The sequence below is a fragment of the Romboutsia sp. BSD2780061687b_171204_C1 genome, assembly GCF_015560225.1.
In the GTDB taxonomy this organism is placed as follows: Bacteria; Bacillota; Clostridia; order Peptostreptococcales; family Peptostreptococcaceae; genus Romboutsia_C; species Romboutsia_C hominis.
This window is the reverse complement of sequence record NZ_JADMRK010000004.1, coordinates 118,779-139,979: the sequence shown is the minus strand read 5'-3', so window position 1 is coordinate 139,979 and position 21,201 is coordinate 118,779. Positions and strand designations below refer to the sequence as shown.

The window sequence follows — 21,201 nt, the reverse complement described above, 5'->3', positions numbered from 1 at the left end:
GGGGAGATCCCCTCGTGAATAATAATAACATACAAAATAACAAAAAATATACTGTAAAGATATGTAAATGGTTATCTAAAAATGTCGAAATATAGATAAAATCTTGAAGGAAAGGCATTATAAATTTATAATGTAAGTGAAATTTTAGCTATTAAAGATTGAAAAATAAACAAATGTGGTATACTATAAAAAGGTAAAGTTTTACTATAAAAGCTTTAATAAGAAAGGAGATATTAACATGTCAAAACAATTAGTAAAAGAAAGAGTTATAAAATATTTAATGGAAGATTTATTAGTTCCACATGATATGATAGATACAGATGTACCTTTAGCTGAATTTGAAGAAGGAGCAGAAGGAACATTAGATATAGTAGTTAACGTTAAAGATGAGGAAGATTACTATGCACCAGTTATGATAGTAACTTGTATGGATGAAGATATAGAACTAGAAGGTGAAGTAGTTCAAAAGCAAATAGATTTCTTAGAAGATGTTGACAATATGACTATGGCAGGAAGATTAGTATTAACTAATGGAGATTCTATGATGTATGCTGATTGGACTGGAGAAGAGTATGATACAGAAGCTTCACTTCCAACATATGAACAAATGGTTAAAGAATTCTTTGAAATGGAAGAAATAGCTAAAAAGCATGAAGAGGCTCATAATCACGAAGGATGCGGTTGTTCTCACGAAGAAGGTCATGAATGTGGCTGTGGAGATGATTGTGGTTGTAAACACTAATAAACATACATATATAAGTACAAAAAATCCTCTTACTTAAGAGGATTTTTTATTACAAATATATTAAACTAATAAAACTAAAAACTTATTAAATAAAACTCTTTAAGTAAGTAGAATTTATATTTGCTTGACTAGATTTTTTAATGGTGGTATTATTAAATAGTTGAAAAATAACTATAAAACCGCAAGTGTTGGGGCAAACGCTAAGGATTTATTAATAGGGGACTTATCAAAGTCGTTCGGGAAAAAAAGATTGCTATAAAGCAGTCTTTTTTTTCTTTTTGGAATAAATTTTATAATAATTATTCAACTTTGCTTTGAATAAGAACTAAAGCTTTATCTAATTTAAAATTATATATATTTATATATATTTTAAATAGCCTAAGGATTTATGTGATATATTCAAAAAAATTAAAAAAATATAAAAAAAAGAAGGAAATTTGGTAAGTAAGAGAGAATAGTAGAATAATAAATATATTGACTAAAAGATATAAACATGTCTTTTATCAAATATAATTAAAGGAGAACTCTTTTAAAGTACATAGATAAAAATTGTATATTAAATTCTTTAAAGAATTATAATTTTTTATGTGCTATAAAAGTATCTTAAAAGGAATTTTTTAATATTAGTAATCATATTATAAAATTAAGTAAAGGTAATTTAATATATTAATTACTGAACTATATGCAAAAGGGGTTAGATTATGGGGGCTAAAACTGAAAACACTTACGAAAATTATATTTATTCAGACTCATCAGGTGGATCAAATGCAATGAAAATGTACTTAAAGGAAATAGAGGAGTACAAAATGCTATCTGCAGGTGAAGAAGTAGAACTTGCTAAGGAAATAACTAACTCTTCATTAGAAGCGAAGGAAAAATTTATTAATGCAAATTACAGATTAGTTGTTAGTATAGCAAAAAAATATAGAAAAGAAAATGTAGATATGTTAGACCTAATTCAAGCCGGAAATATTGGTTTAATTAAAGCTGTTGAAAAATATGACTATACAAAGGGATATAAATTTAGTACTTATGCTACTTGGTGGATTAAGCAAAGTATAACAAGATACATAGATGATTGTGAAAATACTATTAGAATACCGGTACATCTTCATCAAAGAATAAATTTTGTAAAAAGGAAAAAGCAAGAACTTGCAAACATATTACAAAGAGATCCCAAAATTGAAGAATTGGCAGAAATATGTGAGTTAGAAGTAGAAAAAGTAATAGATATATTGAAAAGGGATAAGAATGTAGTATCACTAGATACACCTATAAAAGAAGATGAAGATAGTAGTTTAGTTGAATTTATACCATCGGATGCTAATTTTGGTGATGTAGTTATGCATGAGGTTGAAAAAAATAACCTAAGAGAAAAGATAGAAGAACTATTAACAGGTCTTACTGAACAAGAACAAAGGGTACTTAGAATGAGATTTGGTCTTGATGATGATATACCAAAAACCTTAGAAGAAATAGGTAAAGTTTTTGGTGTAACTAGAGAAAGAATTAGACAAATCGAAGCTAAGGCAATAAGAAAGTTAAGACACCCAAGTAGAATTAAACAACTTAAATATTTTTATTAGTATAAGTAGGAGATATCTCCTACTTATTTTTTTAGATAATATATAAATTAACTTTTATATATAACTTAAATAAACGACAAAGGTTTATATTTTGTTTTAGAATCGAAGTTAGTTTACTTACTTAAATCATAGCACAAAATAGTCAACAAAACATCTAAATATTGATAATATTTAGGAAAAAATGCAAATATAAATTAGTGATTTAAAGTATTACCACTATTTATTGCATTTCTTTCATTAATTAAATTGTCTATTAAAGTATTTAATGACCAGGAAATATTGTCCTCTGTAACTACAGCCATTAAAGGTCTATTTATTTTAAATTTTCTTAAGTTATCAGAAAATCCACTTATCTTAGTATGTGCTATATTATTAAATATAACAGCCCTTTGATTTATACCTTGGACACAAGTGTCATCTATATTACCTTTTATTATGTCATCTATTTTAGAGTTTGCATTATCTTTATTTAAAGTGCAAACATCTTTTATTCCTAATAATTTTAATATGTTTTTAATCATTAAAGTATCTTTTGCATTAAAGTTATAAACTATAACAAAACTTCTCTCATTATTTGTAGTGCATAAGCTGTTTATTCTTTTAAAACTCATAACATCCTCCTATATTTTAATTATAGTAATTATTATTACCCATTGTCATTAACATTTAAATATATTTTAAAAATAATTATCAAATAATAAAATTAACTTGCTATTTAGTATAAAATGTATTACCATTTTTAAAAAATAGGTTAGTTACTATATTAACTAACCATTTAGGTAAGGAGGTTGCATGAAGCTTACACTAAATGAAGAAGAACCAATATTTATTCAAATAGCAAAAGCTATAGAAGATGAAATACTAATAGATGAAATAAAAGAACATGAACAAATACCATCAACTACTGAAATATCAAAGCTTTATAAAATCAACCCAGCAACAGTATTAAAGGGGATAAATACGTTGGTAGATAAAGATGTAGTTTATAAAAAACGAGGAATTGGTATGTTTGTAAATGAGGGTGCTAAAGAAATTATAAGAAATTTTAGAAAAGAAAACTTTAAGAATATCTTTATAAGGGAATTATTGATAGAAGCTAAAAAACTTCAAATAGAAAAACAAGAATTAATAGATATGATTAAATGTTACAAAGAGGTGGAGTAAATGAATATAGGGGTTAAAGTAGAGAATTTAAGTTATAGTTTCAAAAATCAAAAAATATTAGACGATATAAATATAGATTTTCATGAAAATAAAATATATGGTCTTTTAGGTAAAAATGGGGCAGGGAAAACTACACTTTTAAATATAATAACTAATCAACTATTATCAAAAGAGGGTAAAATATATATAAAGGGGGTAGAGGCAAGAAAAAATCCAAGTATATTAGAAAATATATGTATAGTTAGAGAAAAAGAATATTTAAATGAAGATGCCAAGATAAAAGACATATTTGATATATATTTTTATTTTTACAAAAACTACGATAAAAAACTTCAACATAAGCTTTGTAAAAAATTTAATATAGATACAAAAAAGAGGTACAAAAATCTGTCAAGAGGATTAAAAACATTAGTATTTAATATAATCGGAATATGTTCTAATGCCGATATAGTAATATTTGATGAACCAACTATAGGCCTTGATGCATTAAATAGAGTAGAGTTTTATGATTTATTACTAGATAATTATATAAATTACCCTAAAACTATAATAATAGCAACACATTTAATAGATGAAGTTGAAAATCTATTGGAAGAGGTAGTAATAATAAATAATAAAAAAGTAGTTTTTAATGATAGTATAGAAAATTTAAAGGAGAACTCAGTATATATTAGTGGAAACAAAGAAGATCTAAATAAGTTAGACATAGTTAAAAATAAAAAGCCTATTAAAACCTTTAGAAATAATGAAACTTATGCATATTATGAAAAGTTAAGTAAAGAGGAATTAAACAAAATTAAAGAGTTAAGTTTAGATATAGAGGCAATGAGCCTTCAGGATATGTTTATAAGTATTTCTAAAGAGGAGATAAAATAATGAAAGAATTAAAACCATACTTAAAGATGTTAAATAAAAATACATATATATACATGTTTATTCTTTTACTATTAATTATTGGAATAGATGGAATGAATTTAATAGGTGCTATATACACTAAAAATTATACAATAGAAGATAATTTTCTAATATTTAGAAGTGAAACCTATTATATATTAGGACTTATGATGTTTATATGTTCAATTTGTATTTCACAAAAGGACTTTAGTATTGCGATAAGCATAAAAGGTGACAGGAAAAGTTATTTAAAAAGTATGATTTTATATATCATATGTATGTGTTTTGTATTTACTATAATTGGTGTTGGTGTAGAGTTTTTAGAAAGCACAATACTAAATGGATTTACTGGATATGATGCAGTAATAATTAGTAGATCTATCTTTTGGGAAATAAGTGAGGTATTAAATAAAATTCAAGAAGAAATAACAGGAGGTAGTTGGGCTACATCATTAATATATACAACTAGGGATGATACATTATTATATATACTAGATATGATTATAAATATATTTATAAACAATTTTATTTTTAGTGCTCTAGGTCTTTTTATAGGAGCATTAGTTTATAGGCTTAAAAAAGTAACTATTCTATTATTATTTGCAGGAATGCCAGTTTTATCTATAATTTATCTATTAATAGAATTTTTTAAAGGTAAGTATGGTTTTGTAGAAAAGTATATAGAGACTTACTGGTCAAATTTAGGTCATATAATATATGCTTGTCAAAATATATTAGTAAAAGCATTAATAGCAACAATATTTATAACTGGTGCTATATTATTACTAATAAAAGCACCGATAAAAGAATATGCTCATGATTTAATATAGAATTTTAACACCAATTTAAAGTTAATTAATATTATACAAATATATAAAGTCATATATATAAGTATATAGATATTAGTTTAAAGAGGTGAGTAAATGGAAAATTGTTTGTATATATCTAAAGTTAATATAAGCAGGGATAGTGAATTTTTCATATATGATATAAATTATCCTATTATAAAGCTTAAAAAAGAATATATTTGCCAAGAGAAATTTGACTTATATGTAATAAATGAAATAAATAATAAGATATATAAAGATGTATTAGATTTTAAAAATAACACAAAATTAGAAGCTAAGGAATATAAGAAGCTGTATGATACTAAGATAAGTAAAGAATGCAAGGAATGTGTAAAGTATAAATACGAAGTATATATTAACTACGAAGCAACTTATGATAGAAATAGGATAATAAGTATACCTATGACTAAGTATAAATTTAGTGGTGGAGCACATGGAATGACTTATTTAGAAAGCTACAATTATGATTTATTAACAGGTGAAATGTTAAAACTTAAGGATTTATTTAGAGAAGGTGTAAATTATAAAAAGCTTATAAATGATTTTATAAGAGAAGAAATTATGAAAGAGCCTGAAAAATATTTTAAAGATGATTATGGATTTAAAGGTATAAGTGAAGATCAAAGTTTTTATATAGATGAAGATGGCATAGTTATATATTTCCCACTTTATGAAATATCACCATATTATGTAGGTATACCAAAGTTTAAATTGAAGTTTAAAGATTATAAAAAATATTTAAAGTACAAATAAAAAATCTAGCCTAATTTAGGGCTAGATTTTTTATATTAATTTCTGCACTTTTTACATTCACATTTACAGTGACAATCATGATTATGATGATGATTTTCGTCATCTGAATTTCTTATACAATTTTCTCTAAAGCAGTCTACTGTATCATCAAACGCATCTTCTAAATCCTCTATTAAATCTGCTATATCATCTTGATTATCTAAAGCTTTTAAAACATTTCTTATACCTTGAGCTTGATTAGGTATAGCTTCATCATTAAACTCGTCTACAACATCTCCTAAATTATCTACTATATCCATTAAGCAATTAGTTAACTTATCAAGCTGACATTTTGCATTAGCTACATCATCTCTTAATGCTAATAAATTAACATTATCAAAATTATCTAAAGCATTTTCTAAGTTATTTATAGCATCTTCATTTTTATTATCTATTTTATCAATTAAGTTATTAGTTCTTCTTACCTCATTTTGGCAGATCCTAGGTCTAGAACTTTCTCCATTATTACATCCACAAGAATAATTTGGATTTATCCAATGATGATTGCAATTATTATTCATGCAATTACAATTGCATCTATTATTACATCTATTATTGCATCTATTATTACAGTTATTAAATTTTTTACAAATCATAATCAAAACACCAACCTTTTAAATTTAGTAAGAGTAAACCCCTTTAATCTTATATATGAAATAAAAGGAATTTTTGTGCTAAAAATTAAATTATTATGTAAAAAAATATACAAAAATAAAACATGCACTTTATGATAAATGTATATGCTATAATCATATTAATTATAGTGAGGAAAATATAAAATTAGGAGAAAATAAATATGAAGATATATGATTTAAGTCAAAAACTACATGATGATATGTTAGTATATTCTAAAGGGATATGTCCAAATATAAAAAAAGTAGCAGATATAGAGAAAGATGGATATGAAGAAACTTTAATAAGTATGTATTCTCATAATGGAACTCATATAGATGCACCTAAGCATATGAATAAGAATGGGAAAAGTTTAGATGAGATGGAAATCGATAATTTCCTAGGAAATGCTTTGCTTATAGATGTAAGTAATATGAAAAAAATAGAACTAGATTATATTAAAAATTTTGAAAAGGATATATTAGAAAGTGATTTTATAATATTTAAATCAGGATGGAGTAAATATTTTAATAAAGATTTATATTATAAAAGCTATCCCACACTAACTAAAGAGTGTGCAATTTATTTAGGAAATACATCTATAAAAGGTATAGGAATAGATATGCTATCAGTGGATACTTATGAGTCAAATGATTTTGAAATACATACTATATTATTTGAAAAAAGTAAAGTAATAATAGAGAATTTAACTAATTTAGAAAGTTTACCAGAAAAATTTCTATTTATAGCTGCACCTTTAAAATATGATAATGCAGATGGTTCACAGGTAAGAGCTATAGGCATAGTTAATTATCAATAAAAAAATATTATAACTATAAAATGAATGAAGAAAGTGAATAATCAAGTGAAAATTTAAAGGATGTGAAAAATTGAAAATCTTTAAGAAAAGAAGTATATTATTAGCATTATTAATAATCATAATACCAATATTACTATTAGTAGGGATAATAAATAAATCACAAAATAATAAAAAAATAACTATAAATCCACAAAATATAGAAGAAGATATTAAAAGTAATAAAAATATAAATATAGCATTATTTGGATTAGATAGAAGAAAAGATAATGAACCAGCTCGTTCTGATTCTATTATGATAGCAAGTATTGATTTAAAAACCAAAGAAATTAATTTAGTATCACTTTTAAGAGATACTTTAGTAGATATAAAAGGTCATAAAAAAGACAAATTAAATCACGCTTATGCCTATGGAGGTGCAGAACTTGCACTTGATACTATAAATACAAACTTTGATTTAGATATAGATAAATACTTGGCTGTGGATTTTTATAGCCTAGCTAAGGTTATAGATATTATAGGTGGAGTTGATATAGATTTAAAAGATTATGAAGTTGAAGAGATAAATAAAAATCTAGTAGAATTAAATAAAATAGAAGAACTAGATAAAAAAGCTGATTACATAAAAGGAAGTGGAATTAAGACTTTAAATGGTCGTCAAGCTGTAGCCTATTCTCGAATAAGAAAAAAAGGTAATGGAGATTATGAAAGAACTGAAAGACAAAGAAATGTGTTAAAAGGGCTTTTAAAAAAGTATGAAGAAAAAGAAAAGGATGAGCAATTTGAAATGGCTATGGCAATTATAGGAAAAGTTAGTACTAATATACCTATAAATGATATTAAAAAGCTTAAAAGTATTATTAATGAAAATATAAACTTCAAAGTAAGTCAGAATATGATTCCTTATGAGGGTAGCTTTAAGAGTACTACTTATAAAGGAATGTGGTGTATAGAAGCTAATATGGAGGATAATATAAGAGTTTTACATAAATATATTAAGTAAAATGACCCTACGTCTGAAAAATTGACGTAGGTTTTTTAATGAATATATATTATATACTTACAATGAGTATAAATCTTGGAATATAAATAAAAAATAGTATATCGGTTAACATATAAGAAGATTTAGGGGTTAGATAAAAATAGTTAGATTGTATAAAATATAAAAATAAGAAGTAAGATATATAACAAAGTGTATTCTTATTATATGTCTTACAATTTACAATAAAGGAAGAAAAACAAATGAAAAGATTTTTAAGTTTATGTGTTGCTGGAAGTTATAGCATCTTAATAGGAGCGTCTGTTGGAGCTATCACATGGTTATTTTTAACTTTAATATTTAGTGGAATAGACTTGATATGGTATGACTTTATATTTAAGATTAATAATAACTACTTAGTTTTATTTGTATGTATTTTAGGTGGCATTATGGTAGGATTATGTCAAAAATATTTTGGGAAATATCCAAAAACAATGCCAATTGTTTTAAAGGAGTTTAAAGAAACCAAAAGAGTTGAGTATAAATCGTTGCATAAGTCAATAATATCAGCATTGATTATTCTTTGGTTTGGAGCGAGTCTTGGGCCAGAGGCAGCATTAAGTGGAATTGTAGGAGGATTAGTTACTTTATCCGGTGATTTACTTAAATATGGATTTAAAAGAAAAGAAATTGAAAATGATCTAAATGAAATTTTAATTGAATCAAGTATAGAATCAACTATAGGTATCATATTTGCTGCTCCATTATATGGTTTTTATAGTTTAATAAGTAATAAAGATAAAATAAAAAAAGCTAAAACAATAGTATATGTATTAACTATATCCTCAGGTTTTTATGTATTTGATTTATTATCAAAACTTGATAATCGAGCATCATTTATAACAAGATTTTCAAAGGCTAATATAGGCAAAAGGGAACTATTATTTTTTATACCTCTTTTAATAGTAGGATTTCTTTTAACATTGTATTATAAAAAAATGGGAAGTGTATTAAATAAGATACTAAAACCTTTAGATGATTATAAAGTAATAAAAGCAGTTTTAGGAGGGGGATTATTAGCAATATTAGGTATAACAATACCTTATATATTTTTCTCTGGAGAACATGAGTTAAAAGATATAATATTAAATTGGAAAAGTCTAGGATTAGCATGGCTTCTTATAATATGCTTTTTCAAGCTTTTAGCAACAGAGTTATGTATTTCAACAGGATGGATTGGAGGGCATCTTTTCCCTATAATGTTTTCTGGAATTACTATGGGGTTTGCTATCTCGATTATATTTGGAGTAGACCCAGTATTCTCAGCATGCGTAGTTGCTACTACTTTTTTAAGTGCGATAATGGAAAATTATATTGTAGCAATATTTTTACTTGTGTTATTTTTCCCAATAAATCTTGCTATTTTTATAATAATATCGGCAATATTAGGTGTTGAACTTATAAAAAAGTACAATTCAACACAAAATAATTTATTGAACTAATGACATAATTATTAATGTAAATTAATATGTGTATAGTTTATTTTAATTAAATATTTTATATGTAATCTTATTTGTAAATATATAAAAAGGACAGAATAATTTTAAAAATTAAACTGTCCTTTTTATATATTTGTAATTTGAATATCTAAAATAGTTCAATTTAAAGTTTTAAAATATAATACACTTTGAATCGGATTTTTACTTATAAAAATGGTTCATTAAGAAGGCGAAAATAATTAAATAACTTAGTGTCTTAAAGTTTATATAAATTTTACACTCTTTTAAGATTTATTTATGTATCTTTTAGAGTTTAAAGGATAACTTACTACTTTTAGTTCATAATGATTTCTTTCTCTATTATCTTTTTTAAAGTGAATTTCAGAAATTTCCATACCATTATAATTTTCATCTAATGCAGATATAAATTTACCCAAAAAGTTAGCTAAAGAATTAGTATCATTAACTAGACTTTTATCAAATGATAGAGCATCTATATTAAAAACTGACATGTTAGAATGATGCACAAAATGTTTATTAAACATGCAGTTACTACAAGTAGAAAAATTATCACAATTTATAACAGATTTAAAAGAGCATAGTAGTTTATCCACAAGCATCCCTCCTATATATATATTTAGTTTATCATTTTAATTAAAACTCATACATAATAATATTTTTATACAAAAAAAAGCTAGTCAATTGACTAGCTTTTAGTAATTACTATAATTTAAAACCTAAGTATATCTCAAATATAGCAGATATTATAAAATAAATTCCTATTATAAATGGAGTATAAAGTAATATCTGTATAGGATTTATAAATATTAATAAACCTAATATTACAAGACATATATTGTATAAAGTATTTGCATTAAACCCAAAAGTTTTTCTTTTAAATGATATTATAAATAGGTAAAGTCCTCTTACAAGTGCCCATATACCATATACAAATATTAATGAACTTGTAGTAGATATAGGGAATAACCATAATATAAGACCAAATAATACGTTTATAATACCACTAAAAATATAGTGAGATTTGTCTGTTGACTTAAATGCTCTAATTAATGTAAATATACCTGATACAATTAACATTATCCCAGCAATAGTTGTGAAATTAAAGTATGATTGTATTGGATTAGTAAAAAATAATACACCAATTATTCCAAGTAATATACCTTCTATAATAAGAAGAGCTTCAAGTTTTTTCATAAAGTACACCATCCTCTTATAGTATGATTCTTTTATTAAATTATTATAAAATAATTACTGCTACTTAATAAAAAAACTATACTTATATTGTTTGGGCTTTATATATATGGATCCATAGTTATAATATAAAAGTCCTTTTTTGTATTATAACACAGAAATTTGTAAATATTTGTAAATTAAATATTCTAAATAGTACGAACTTCTACTAATACAAAAAGGTTTAGGTTTAAAATTAATATCATAGAATTGAAAAAAGCAAAGAATTGTACACTCTTTTTTATTTTAATCAAATTTAAATGGGTTAATCATTATAGCATTATTATATAAAAATGGATAAGATTTATTTAAATATTCAAGATAATAAATCCATTGAGCAGCAGTGTTTTTATAAACCCTTAAAATATCATTTTCTAAATGATGAATATCTATTTGGTTTTGATTACCGTTTTTATAAAAAGCAATTTCATCTCTTAAATGTACAACAGACATTAATAAATCAGTAAATACTTCATGTTGATGTACACTTTCATTACCAATTAAGTTTATAAATAGATTACTATTAGTTACTAATATATCTTCAATAGCATCTAAATCAATATATCGCATATCGACTTTATAATCATGATTTATTATACTATTTTTAACTTTTACTAAATCATCAAAACAGATTATGTAGTTTTTAGCCTCTACATCACCATTTATTATTAAACGCATTAGCTTAAAGCCCACCTCTGTGAAGAATATTCCAACTAACATATTTATTTTATCTAGCCTTTCCTTCTTAGCTCTATAATCTATTAATTTTTCAAGTATTATAGTTACAACTAAACTGTTTATAGGTATAAAACATAGATTCATAAGAGAATAATAGGCGGTATTTACAGCTTGGCCAAAAACTAAATAATGTACAAAAAACATCACAGCCGATAGAAAAATTAATATAAGTGATACTATAAAATAGTGTTTAAATTTTTTCATATTACCTCCTAATAAAAATTAGATATCTAATATTATACCATAGTATGCAAAGTAGTTATTTTAAAATGTATTATATTATTGCTAAGTAATACTTGGTATACAAGAGATAATAAATATAAAACACAAATCTATGATGATATATAATAGCTTATTATTTGTACTAGGGTTTGCTTTTGATTCAACACTATTTAAAGCCGTAGTTGATAGTTCTAGATTTAATGTAGTTTGGATATTAATCCTTGTTTGTATATTTGTAAGATATGGACTTCTTCTTAATCCTATAAAGTAAGTAAAAGAACAAAATAAGATTCATGAAGAGAAAGAGTTTGGTAAACTTATAAATGAGTAGACAATATACAACTTCTTAAAGATAGAGAATTTAAAATTATTTATGCTTTAGGAGGTTTTTTAGTGTAAAAAAACTATAATAATTAAAAAATAGTAAAATGAATTATAATCTCTATACATAAATATTTAAATTATATTATGGATTTTATCTTTAATTATATATATAATTAAAGATAAAATTAGGGAAAAGTTTTAAATAGGAGTAATATATGATGGAAATTAAAAATGGTTAGATTAATAATACATAAGGAGAAAATTATATGAAACAATTAAAACTATTAACAGAAATTCATTCTTTCGAAAATTTTAAAGAGTTTGTAGATGAATTCAAATTAGAAAAGAATGATTTAATATTAACTCGTAGTTCTATATATAATGGATTTATAAAGGATTTAAACTTAGATTGTAATTTGGTTTTACAAAATGAATATGGAAATGGAGAACCAAATGATGAAATGATAAATGGCATAATAAAAGATATAAAAGATTTAGATTATAAAAGAGTTATAGCTATAGGTGGTGGAACTGTTATAGATATAGCTAAATTGCTAATATTTAAAGATGTTGATGATTGTGTAGACTTATTTGAAAGAAAAGTAGAACTTGTAAAAGAAAAAGAACTTATAATAATACCAACAACTTGTGGAACTGGAAGTGAAGTTACAAATATATCTATAGCAGAAATAAAATCTAAAAACACTAAGCTAGGTTTAGCATGTGATGAATTAATTCCAGATTATGCAGTTTTAATACCAGAATTAATGAAGAACTTGCCTTTTAATGTATTTATGTCGAGTTCAGTAGATGCATTAATACATGCTATAGAATCTTTTGTTTCACCAAAATCAAATTCATTTACAGAGTTATTTGCTATAAAAGCAATTGAGATAATCATTAAAGGATACAAAGAAATTGTTGAAAATGGAAAAGAGTATAGAAAAAATTTATTAAAAGAATTTTTATTGGCTAGTAACTATGCAGGAATAGCATTTGGTAATACTGGAGTGGGAGCAGTTCATGCTATGAGTTACCCATTAGGTGGAGTTTATCATGTTCCTCATGGAGAGGCTAACTACCATATGTTTACAGAAGTATTTAAGCTTTATAATGAAAAAAATCCAAATGGAAAGATAAAAGAAGTAAATAAGGTATTAGCTCAAACCTTAGGATTAGATGATGAAAAAAATGTTTATTTTGAAATAGAAAAATTATTGAATAATTTATTAACTAAAAAACCACTTAGAGAATTTGGAATGAAGGAAGAAGAAATAAGTATATTTGCTCAAAGTGTTATAAATACACAACAAAGACTATTACAAAACAATTATGTAAAGATAAGTGAAGAAGAAATGAAAAACATATATATTAAATTATATTAATCAAAATATAATTAAAAGTCTCCTAAAAATAATTGGATTAATTTAATATTTGCAAAAAAGCTTATAGCAATTTATAATATTGAAGGTATACAATCAAATTAAGGAGACATAAATGGGTAAATTTTATTATTTTTTTAGGACATCTACAGAACAAAATAATTTTGTTAACTTTGGAATTATACACATAATATTATTATTGATAGCTTTTTTTGGTAGTTTACTTATTATAAAATCAAAAAAGGAAAGTAGATTATTTGAAGTTTTTACTGGTAGTATATTATTAGTTCAACAATTAACATTATATCTTTGGTACTTTGTTGGAAACTATAATTTTATCAGAGAAGGTCTACCATTATTTCATTGTAGGATAGCAATACTTATGTTGGCAATAGGATTGATTTTTAAGAAAGATTTCATTTGCAAAATGGGATCTTATTGGGGAATGTTTGGTTCAATATCAGCATTAATATTTTTAGGGCTAGATCCTTTTTCATTCCCTCATATAACTCAATTCTCATATTTTATAGGTCATATACTATTACTTTGGGGGTCTGTTTATTTACTATTTGTAAAGAAAATAGGTATGAGTAAAGATGATTTTAAGAAAATACTTATTACAACAAATTTATATCATATAGTAATATTTTTTGTTGATAGAACGATAAATGCTAACTATGCATATATGAAATCATCACCTATTGGTATAGGCAATAATTTAAACCCATTTTTATATGGATTTATAGTTATGATGATTTTTAATATAGTTTTAAGTATAGAATATATAATTATAAATAAAAAAGAAGATAGCTCTGTAGAAGAATTTTATGAGGTTGCATAAATATTTTAAACAAAAGTACTGGGAATTAAAAATTTCCAGTACTTTTTTATTAATAAAATAGTATTTGATTTAATTAAATAATGTTTTAATATAAAAACATTATAAATGATTATGATATATTGAAAGTACCCTATTTATATGAGATAATAAAATGTATTAAGGAAGGAGAGGATTTTTTTGAAAAAAAATAAATATTTTGAGAGTGTGTGTGAGCTTCTTGATAAATAAGGAGCAATAATAAAAGTCCTTATTTATCAAGAAGCCTTTTAAGAATAAAAGCTGATAAATAAAGGAGATAATAATGAACACACAAACATATGAAAAATTACAATTAAACGAAGTTAAAGAATTAGTTAAAATATATTGTGTAAACTCACTTGGAAAAGAACTTATAGATAAATTAATGCCAAGTAGTAGCTATAAAGTAGTTAAAAGAAGGCTAGATGAAAATAATGAAGCTAGAAAAATAATAGAAAATAGCAATCATATACCTTTAGAAGGACTTTTTAATATAATGCCAACTATAGAAAAAGTAGAAAAAGGTATGATACTAGAGCCTAGAGAACTTATACGTATTGAAGATTTTTTAAGAGGATGTAGAAAGATAAAATCTTTTATGATAGATAAAGAATTTTATTCTCCTACATTAAGTTCTTATGCACTTAATATAACAGAGTGTAAAGCTATAGAGGAAGAAATTAAATATTGTATAAAAGGAAATAAAGTAGATTCTAATGCTAGCAAAGAATTAAAAAAGATTAGAAGGCATATTGAAGTTACCGAAGAAAAAATAAAAGAAAGATTAAATAAATTTTTAACAGCATCAGGAAATAAAAAATATATACAAGAGTTTATAATAAGTAAAAGGGATGAAAGGTATGTAATACCGATTAAAGCATCTTATAAAAATGAAGTAGATGGAGTAGTGTTAGATACATCATCAAAAGGAAATACAGTTTTTGTAGAACCAAATAGTGTTTCAAAATTTAGTATAGAGCTTATAACCTTAAAATCAGAAGAATCTGTAGAAGAATACAAGGTACTTTCTTATTTAACAGACCTTATTTATGAAAAAATACAAAATATAAAAATAAATATAGAAATAATTGCAGAATATGATATGGTATTTGCAAAAGCTAAATATAGTGATTCTATAAAAGGAATAACACCTAAACTAAATAACTATGGATATATAAATATAATAAATGGAAAACATCCACTACTTAAAGGTGATGTGGTTCCTCTTAATTTTGCAATAGGTAAGTATTATAGAAGTTTAGTTATAACAGGACCTAATGCAGGAGGGAAAACTGTAGCTTTAAAAACAGTTGGAATTTTAACTCTTATGACTCAATGTGGATTTGATATATGTGCAGATAAAAATACTGAAATAAGCGTATTTGAGAAGATATTTGTTGACATAGGAGATAATCAAAGCATAGAGAATTCTTTAAGTACATTTTCATCTCACATACAAAATATAGCAAACATTATAAATGCATCAAATAAGTCAACATTAGTATTATTTGATGAAATTGGGTCAGGTACTGAACCTAATGAAGGTGCTGGTCTTGCAATATCAATACTTGAAGAGTTATATAAAATGGGGTCTATAATTGTAGCATCAACTCATTATGCAGAAATTAAACATTTTGCCACAATGCATCCAGAGTTTGAAAATGCAGGAATGATGTTTGATAAAAATACATTAGAACCATTATATAAACTTACTATAGGTAAATCAGAAGATAGTAATGCTTTATTTATATCAAAGAAAATGGGTATAAGAGATAAAGTACTAAGTAGAGCGAAAAGATATATAGAAAGTAAAAATTACAACTTTGACTTAGTAGATAGAAATAAAATTAATGAAACGGAAGAAGTATTAAAAGATATACCTAATTATGAAATGGGAGATAGAGTAAAATTACTAGATGAAGATGAATTTGCTATAGTATATGAAGGTGTAGATAAGTTCAACAACGTCAAGGTATTGTATAATGAAGAGATAATAGCTGTAAACATAAAAAGAATTAGCTTAAATCTAAAAGCTATTGATTTATACCCTAAAGATTATGATTTAAATTCTTTATTTGTAAGTTACAAGGAAAGAAAGTTAGAGAAAGATATAAAAAGAGGCTCTAAAAAAGCTTTAAAGAAGATAAAAAAAGATATAAAAAATAATAGGTTATAACAATAACTCCCTAGAAATAGGGAGTTTTTTATTATAAAAGTAACTATGAAGATAGTTTGATATATAAAGAATAATTAAATAAAAATGTAAAACATGACAAAATTTAAAAATATGATAAAATATAAACTGTAAGAAGTTTAGGAATATCTATACAAAAAAGAAAGGATATATTTTGGGGGGAGTAAAAATAAGAAAAATAATATATATAATCATAGCTATTGCTACATGTATATCATTATCATATGGGGCACATAAACAAAATATAAAAAATGAGATTATGCAAATAGAAAGTAAAATAAAAAAAAATACATATGATAAACAATATAATAAAGCAATAGATATCTTTAAAAATGAATTTTCAAAAATAAAGCCTAAAGATTACAACATAGTATGTGAATATATAATTCAAATGACTGATTATATTAGAAATACAGAAAGAGGATTAAAAGAAGTTATAAACATACTAACTACAATGGAACAAAGTAAGTACTTATCAATAAATTCTAAATTTATAGTATCCAGTAAACTTCAAAGTGCGTATTTACTAGAACAAAACTATGCAAAAGCATCTAGGTATATATTAAACACACTAATATTATCTAAAAAAAGGGATGACAAATTTAATGAAGCTAAATGCTTAGTAGATCTAGGTGTATTGTTTTCGGAGATAGAAGGTGAAAGTACCGGAATAAAGAGTATAAAAGATGGACTTGCCGTTAAAATTAATGATGAATATAAAAATAAATTTATACAAGTGTATGGAAATTTAAACATAGCTGAAATATATTTAAAAAACAATGAGTATAGTAATGCAAAAAAATACGTAGAAGAGGTAGAAAAATATAGTAATTATATAGATGTAAATGAATATTACGATTTAAATATATTGATATATACTATAAAATCTTCAATCTATTTATCAGAAAATAATTCAAAACAAGCAAAGATATATTTAGATAAATCTAAAGAACTGTTAAATAATGAAAAGTTAATGGTAGGAAATAGAAAAACTATATATCAACTTGCTACGGGTAAATATTATGAGGCTATTGGAGATATTGATAAGGCAGTATATACATATAAAGAAGTACTTAAAGAAGATGAATATGAAAAAAATAGAGAACAGGACATAAGGTATGCCTTAACAAGATTAATAAAATTATTAGAAGAACAAAAAAAATATAATGAAGCAAATTTATATACAGATAAGTTACTTGAGGTAATAAAAGAATCTGAAGACAATAGATATAAAGATTATTCATATTATATAATAGAGCAAGCTAGTAAAGAGTACAAGTTAGAGAAGGAAAATAATATGATAAAGTTTCTATTTATAATAATACTATTTGGAAGTATTATATTTGTCGTAATACATATGTATAATAAAAATAGATTAATAAGTATGAAACATTTAACATTACAAGATAAACTGACAAATACACACAATAGAGCTTATTTTGATAGTAAATATGAGGAATTATTGGATAAAAATATAAAATTCTCTATAGTAATGATAGATATAGATAATTTTAAATATATAAATGATACTTATGGGCATCAATTTGGAGATGAAGTTTTAAAAGTTATAACTAATACCATAAAAAAATTATTGCAAGAACACACTTATTTATGTAGGTATGGTGGAGAAGAATTTGTAATAATATCCTGTTATAAAATAAAAGAAGAAGTATTACTTTTAGCTGAAATGATTAGGTCTTCAGTAGAAGGTATAAGTTGGAGCAAGGATATAAAAACAACTGTAAGTATAGGAGTGGCTTTTTCAAATATACATTATGAAAATACCTTAAAAAAATCAGATGAAAATATGTATAAAGCTAAAAATACAGGAAAAAATAAAGTTGTTGTGGATAACGATAAGAAATAATAATTTAAATTAAAAAGCATGTTAGTTGATATTACCTAACATGCTTTTTAATTTATTCGCTTAAAGTACTAACTTCATTTTCATCATAACTTATCCAGTCACTAAAACTTCCAGGATATACTTTATGGCATATACCAACTTCACTAAGAGCTAAACTATTAGGACAAGCTGTTATACCAGAACCACAATAAACTATAATTTCCTTATAATCATTTAACTTTTCAAAGTGTCTTTTTAAATCATCTAAACATTTTAAGTTTATAAACTCATTGTCCTTATTTAATACATCCATCCAAAAATAGTTCTTGGCACTAGGTATATGTCCAGCTTTTTTATCTACTGGCTCAAATTCACCTAAGTATCTTTTATATTCTCTGGAATCTATGATAGCAATATCCTTATTATATAATCTCTCTTTTACATAATTCATATCAACTCTCATATTATTGTTTACAGTAGCTTTAAAGTTACCTATTTTAGTTTTTGGTATTTCATTAGTAATTTCTCCACCAATGCTTTTAAATTCATTTATACCTCCGTTTAAAACATAAACTTTATCATGACCTAGATACTTTAATATCCACCATAATCTAGAAGGCCCTGCTAAATCACCCTCATCATATGCTACAACTATAGAATTATTATCTATCCCTATACTTTTAAAGGTATTTACTAGGTCATCTACACTAGGAAGAGGATGTCTACCACCATGGATTTTAACCTCACTAGATAGCTGATTTTCTATATCAACTCTTACTGCATTTTTTATATGGCTCTCATTGTAGCTTTTTTTACCGTATTCTTTGTCTATTAAGTCAAACCTACAATCTACTATAACTAAGTCTTTATTATCCATATTTTCTTTTAACCAATTAGGGCTAACTAAATTTGTCATAAATATTCCTCCTAGTACTAATATAAAATTATTAAGTTAAATACTACACTTACATTTATAAATATATACATATAGACAATAAAATTCAATATATTACTAAATTTACTTAATATATTGAAAATAATTACTTTTGGGTAAATATGTAAAAACATTAAAAAAAAATTATATTTATGTTAGAATATAGATGAAACGTTAAATTAGATATCAAAAATAAAATAACTGACAATGAATCATTAGGAGGCAAACGTTATGAATATTTCTTCAAGAATAAAATCAGTACCAGCTTCTACTATAATGGAATTATTAACTTATTCAGCAGAAGCCAAGAAAAAAGGAAAAAAGGTTTATCATCTTAATATAGGTCAACCCGATATAATAACACCTAAAAGTTTCTTTGAAGCTATTTCAAGTAACAAAGAAGATGTATTAGAGTATGCTTTATCAGAAGGGTTAGACGAACTTAGAGAAGCTATAAAAAGATACTATAATGAATATAATATAGATTTTGAAAAGGAAGATATACTTATATTAAATGGTGGTAGTGAAGCATTATTTTTCTGCATGATAGCTTTATGTAATGAAGGAGACAATATATTAATACCAGAACCATTTTACTCAAACTACAATAGTTTTGCAAATTCAGTAGGTGTTGAGATCAAGCCAATAACTACACTTGCAGAAAATGGTTTCCACTTACCTAAAAAGGAAGAAATAGTAGAAAAGATAGACTCAAAAACTCGTGCTATATTATTCTCAAACCCAGGCAATCCAACAGGAGTAGTTTACTCTAAGGAAGAAATAAAAATGATTAGTGATATAGCTAAAGAACATGATTTATGGATAATAGCAGACGAAGTTTATAGAGAGTTTGTATATGATGGAGAATATACTAGTTTAGGAAGTGTTAAAGAAGTAGAAGATAGAGTTATAATAGTTGACAGTGTATCTAAAAGATATAGTGCTTGTGGAGCTAGAATAGGATCACTAGCATCTAAAAATAAAGAATTTATGGCACAAATATTAAAATTATGTCAAGCTAGGCTATCAGTACCTACTTTAGAGCAAATAGGAGCTGTAGAACTTTATAAAACTGATAAATCTTATCTACAAGATGTGAATAAAGAATATAAGGAAAGAAGAGACGTATTATATAATGAACTTGTAAAAGTACCTGGAGTTATATGTAAAAAACCAACTGGTGCATTTTATATAGTTGCTAAATTACCAGTTAAAAGTGCTGATGATTTTGTAAAATGGTTATTGAAAGATTTTGATATAGATGGAGAAACAGTTATGCCTTGTCCTGCTGAAGGATTTTATGCAACAGAAGGTCTTGGAAAAGATGAGATAAGACTTGCATATATATTAAATAAAGAAGATTTAGCTAAGGCATCTAAAATTTTAAAAGAAGGATTAGAAGCATATTTAGAACTTGATAAATAAATAAATAAAAAGGGTTTATATAGATTAATATATAAGCTCTTTTTTATTTAAAATAAAGTTATACATTTAAATTTAGGTAAGTAGCTTGTA

General features: G+C 24.6%; 21 protein-coding genes. 15 read left to right on the top strand and 6 right to left on the bottom strand.

Features of this window, described 5'->3' with window-relative positions:
• Window positions 1-238 precede the first annotated feature (238 nt).
• Together I2H23_RS09885 and I2H23_RS09880 are read left to right on the top strand one after the other, a co-directional pair.
• A complete protein-coding gene (locus tag I2H23_RS09885) occupies window positions 239-742 on the top strand; it encodes a type I restriction enzyme HsdR N-terminal domain-containing protein (RefSeq protein ID WP_092925304.1) in 504 nt (167 codons plus the stop codon).
• A gap of 704 nt (window positions 743-1,446) precedes the next feature.
• Window positions 1,447-2,331, top strand: a complete 885-nt coding sequence (locus I2H23_RS09880; RefSeq protein ID WP_092925306.1) for a sigma-70 family RNA polymerase sigma factor — start codon at window positions 1,447-1,449, stop codon at window positions 2,329-2,331.
• A gap of 194 nt (window positions 2,332-2,525) precedes the next feature.
• On the opposite strand, the gene I2H23_RS09875 is transcribed toward I2H23_RS09880, so the two are convergent.
• On the bottom strand, window positions 2,526-2,942 hold the full coding sequence (locus I2H23_RS09875) for a DUF3783 domain-containing protein (protein WP_092925308.1): 417 nt from the start codon (window positions 2,940-2,942) through the stop codon (window positions 2,526-2,528).
• A 181-nt stretch (window positions 2,943-3,123) separates the two neighbouring features.
• On the opposite strand from I2H23_RS09875, the gene I2H23_RS09870 reads away from it, so the two are divergent.
• The 4 genes from I2H23_RS09870 (at window position 3,124) to I2H23_RS09855 (ending at window position 5,990) form a co-directional block, all read left to right on the top strand.
• Entirely contained in the window at window positions 3,124-3,495 is a 372-nt protein-coding gene (locus tag I2H23_RS09870; protein ID WP_092925310.1) for a GntR family transcriptional regulator, read from the top strand.
• Window positions 3,496-4,371, top strand: a complete 876-nt coding sequence (locus I2H23_RS09865; protein WP_092925312.1) for an ATP-binding cassette domain-containing protein — start codon at window positions 3,496-3,498, stop codon at window positions 4,369-4,371.
• On the top strand, window positions 4,371-5,219 hold the full coding sequence (locus tag I2H23_RS09860) for a hypothetical protein (RefSeq protein ID WP_195581581.1): 849 nt from the start codon (window positions 4,371-4,373) through the stop codon (window positions 5,217-5,219). Before I2H23_RS09865 ends, I2H23_RS09860 begins: the two co-directional genes overlap by 1 nt.
• Before the next feature lie 93 nt (window positions 5,220-5,312).
• Window positions 5,313-5,990, top strand: a complete 678-nt coding sequence (locus tag I2H23_RS09855; RefSeq protein ID WP_092925316.1) for a DUF3298 and DUF4163 domain-containing protein — start codon at window positions 5,313-5,315, stop codon at window positions 5,988-5,990.
• A gap of 35 nt (window positions 5,991-6,025) precedes the next feature.
• Here I2H23_RS09855 and grpE read toward each other — a convergent pair whose 3' ends face one another.
• Complete coding sequence (grpE, locus tag I2H23_RS09850; protein ID WP_195581580.1) at window positions 6,026-6,550, bottom strand: nucleotide exchange factor GrpE; 525 nt, start codon at window positions 6,548-6,550, stop codon at window positions 6,026-6,028.
• A gap of 275 nt (window positions 6,551-6,825) precedes the next feature.
• Between grpE and I2H23_RS09845 the strand changes: the two genes are divergently transcribed.
• The 3 genes from I2H23_RS09845 to I2H23_RS09835 all read left to right on the top strand — a co-directional run bounded on the left by I2H23_RS09845 (window position 6,826) and on the right by I2H23_RS09835 (window position 9,939).
• Window positions 6,826-7,461 carry a cyclase family protein gene (locus I2H23_RS09845; RefSeq protein ID WP_092925320.1) on the top strand — a complete coding sequence of 212 codons (636 nt, stop codon included), beginning with the start codon at window positions 6,826-6,828 and terminating at the stop codon, window positions 7,459-7,461.
• Between the two features lie 70 nt (window positions 7,462-7,531).
• Window positions 7,532-8,461, top strand: coding sequence for an LCP family protein (locus tag I2H23_RS09840; RefSeq protein WP_092925322.1), 930 nt, complete (start codon window positions 7,532-7,534; stop codon window positions 8,459-8,461).
• A gap of 239 nt (window positions 8,462-8,700) precedes the next feature.
• Window positions 8,701-9,939 (top strand): chloride channel protein, encoded by a 1,239-nt coding sequence (locus tag I2H23_RS09835; protein ID WP_195581579.1) that lies wholly within the window; start codon window positions 8,701-8,703, stop codon window positions 9,937-9,939.
• 281 nt (window positions 9,940-10,220) lie between these two features.
• On the opposite strand, the gene I2H23_RS09830 is transcribed toward I2H23_RS09835, so the two are convergent.
• The 3 genes from I2H23_RS09830 to I2H23_RS09820 all read right to left on the bottom strand — a co-directional run bounded on the left by I2H23_RS09830 (window position 10,221) and on the right by I2H23_RS09820 (window position 12,129).
• Window positions 10,221-10,550 (bottom strand): hypothetical protein, encoded by a 330-nt coding sequence (locus tag I2H23_RS09830; RefSeq protein WP_092925326.1) that lies wholly within the window; start codon window positions 10,548-10,550, stop codon window positions 10,221-10,223.
• Window positions 10,551-10,659: 109 nt separating this feature from the next.
• Entirely contained in the window at window positions 10,660-11,151 is a 492-nt protein-coding gene (locus tag I2H23_RS09825) for an HdeD family acid-resistance protein (protein ID WP_092925328.1), read from the bottom strand.
• A 282-nt stretch (window positions 11,152-11,433) separates the two neighbouring features.
• Window positions 11,434-12,129, bottom strand: coding sequence for a hypothetical protein (locus I2H23_RS09820; protein WP_092925330.1), 696 nt, complete (start codon window positions 12,127-12,129; stop codon window positions 11,434-11,436).
• 130 nt (window positions 12,130-12,259) lie between these two features.
• On the opposite strand from I2H23_RS09820, the gene I2H23_RS09815 reads away from it, so the two are divergent.
• From I2H23_RS09815 to I2H23_RS09795, 5 genes are all read left to right on the top strand, one after another.
• Window positions 12,260-12,418: a hypothetical protein gene (locus tag I2H23_RS09815; protein WP_176698670.1), complete on the top strand. Its 159-nt coding sequence runs from the start codon at window positions 12,260-12,262 to the stop codon at window positions 12,416-12,418.
• A 319-nt stretch (window positions 12,419-12,737) separates the two neighbouring features.
• Window positions 12,738-13,856: a 4-hydroxybutyrate dehydrogenase gene (locus tag I2H23_RS09810; protein WP_092925332.1), complete on the top strand. Its 1,119-nt coding sequence runs from the start codon at window positions 12,738-12,740 to the stop codon at window positions 13,854-13,856.
• 112 nt (window positions 13,857-13,968) lie between these two features.
• Entirely contained in the window at window positions 13,969-14,694 is a 726-nt protein-coding gene (locus tag I2H23_RS09805; RefSeq protein WP_092925334.1) for a YwaF family protein, read from the top strand.
• Between the two features lie 301 nt (window positions 14,695-14,995).
• Window positions 14,996-16,888 (top strand): endonuclease MutS2, encoded by a 1,893-nt coding sequence (locus I2H23_RS09800; RefSeq protein ID WP_195581578.1) that lies wholly within the window; start codon window positions 14,996-14,998, stop codon window positions 16,886-16,888.
• Window positions 16,889-17,060: 172 nt separating this feature from the next.
• Window positions 17,061-18,773 carry a GGDEF domain-containing protein gene (locus I2H23_RS09795; RefSeq protein ID WP_195581577.1) on the top strand — a complete coding sequence of 571 codons (1,713 nt, stop codon included), beginning with the start codon at window positions 17,061-17,063 and terminating at the stop codon, window positions 18,771-18,773.
• A 52-nt stretch (window positions 18,774-18,825) separates the two neighbouring features.
• On the opposite strand, the gene I2H23_RS09790 is transcribed toward I2H23_RS09795, so the two are convergent.
• Window positions 18,826-19,668, bottom strand: a complete 843-nt coding sequence (locus I2H23_RS09790; RefSeq protein WP_195581576.1) for a sulfurtransferase — start codon at window positions 19,666-19,668, stop codon at window positions 18,826-18,828.
• Window positions 19,669-19,917: 249 nt separating this feature from the next.
• Here I2H23_RS09790 and I2H23_RS09785 point away from each other — a divergent pair, with 249 nt between their 5' ends.
• Window positions 19,918-21,111, top strand: a complete 1,194-nt coding sequence (locus I2H23_RS09785) for a pyridoxal phosphate-dependent aminotransferase (RefSeq protein ID WP_092925342.1) — start codon at window positions 19,918-19,920, stop codon at window positions 21,109-21,111.
• Window positions 21,112-21,201 lie beyond the last annotated feature (90 nt).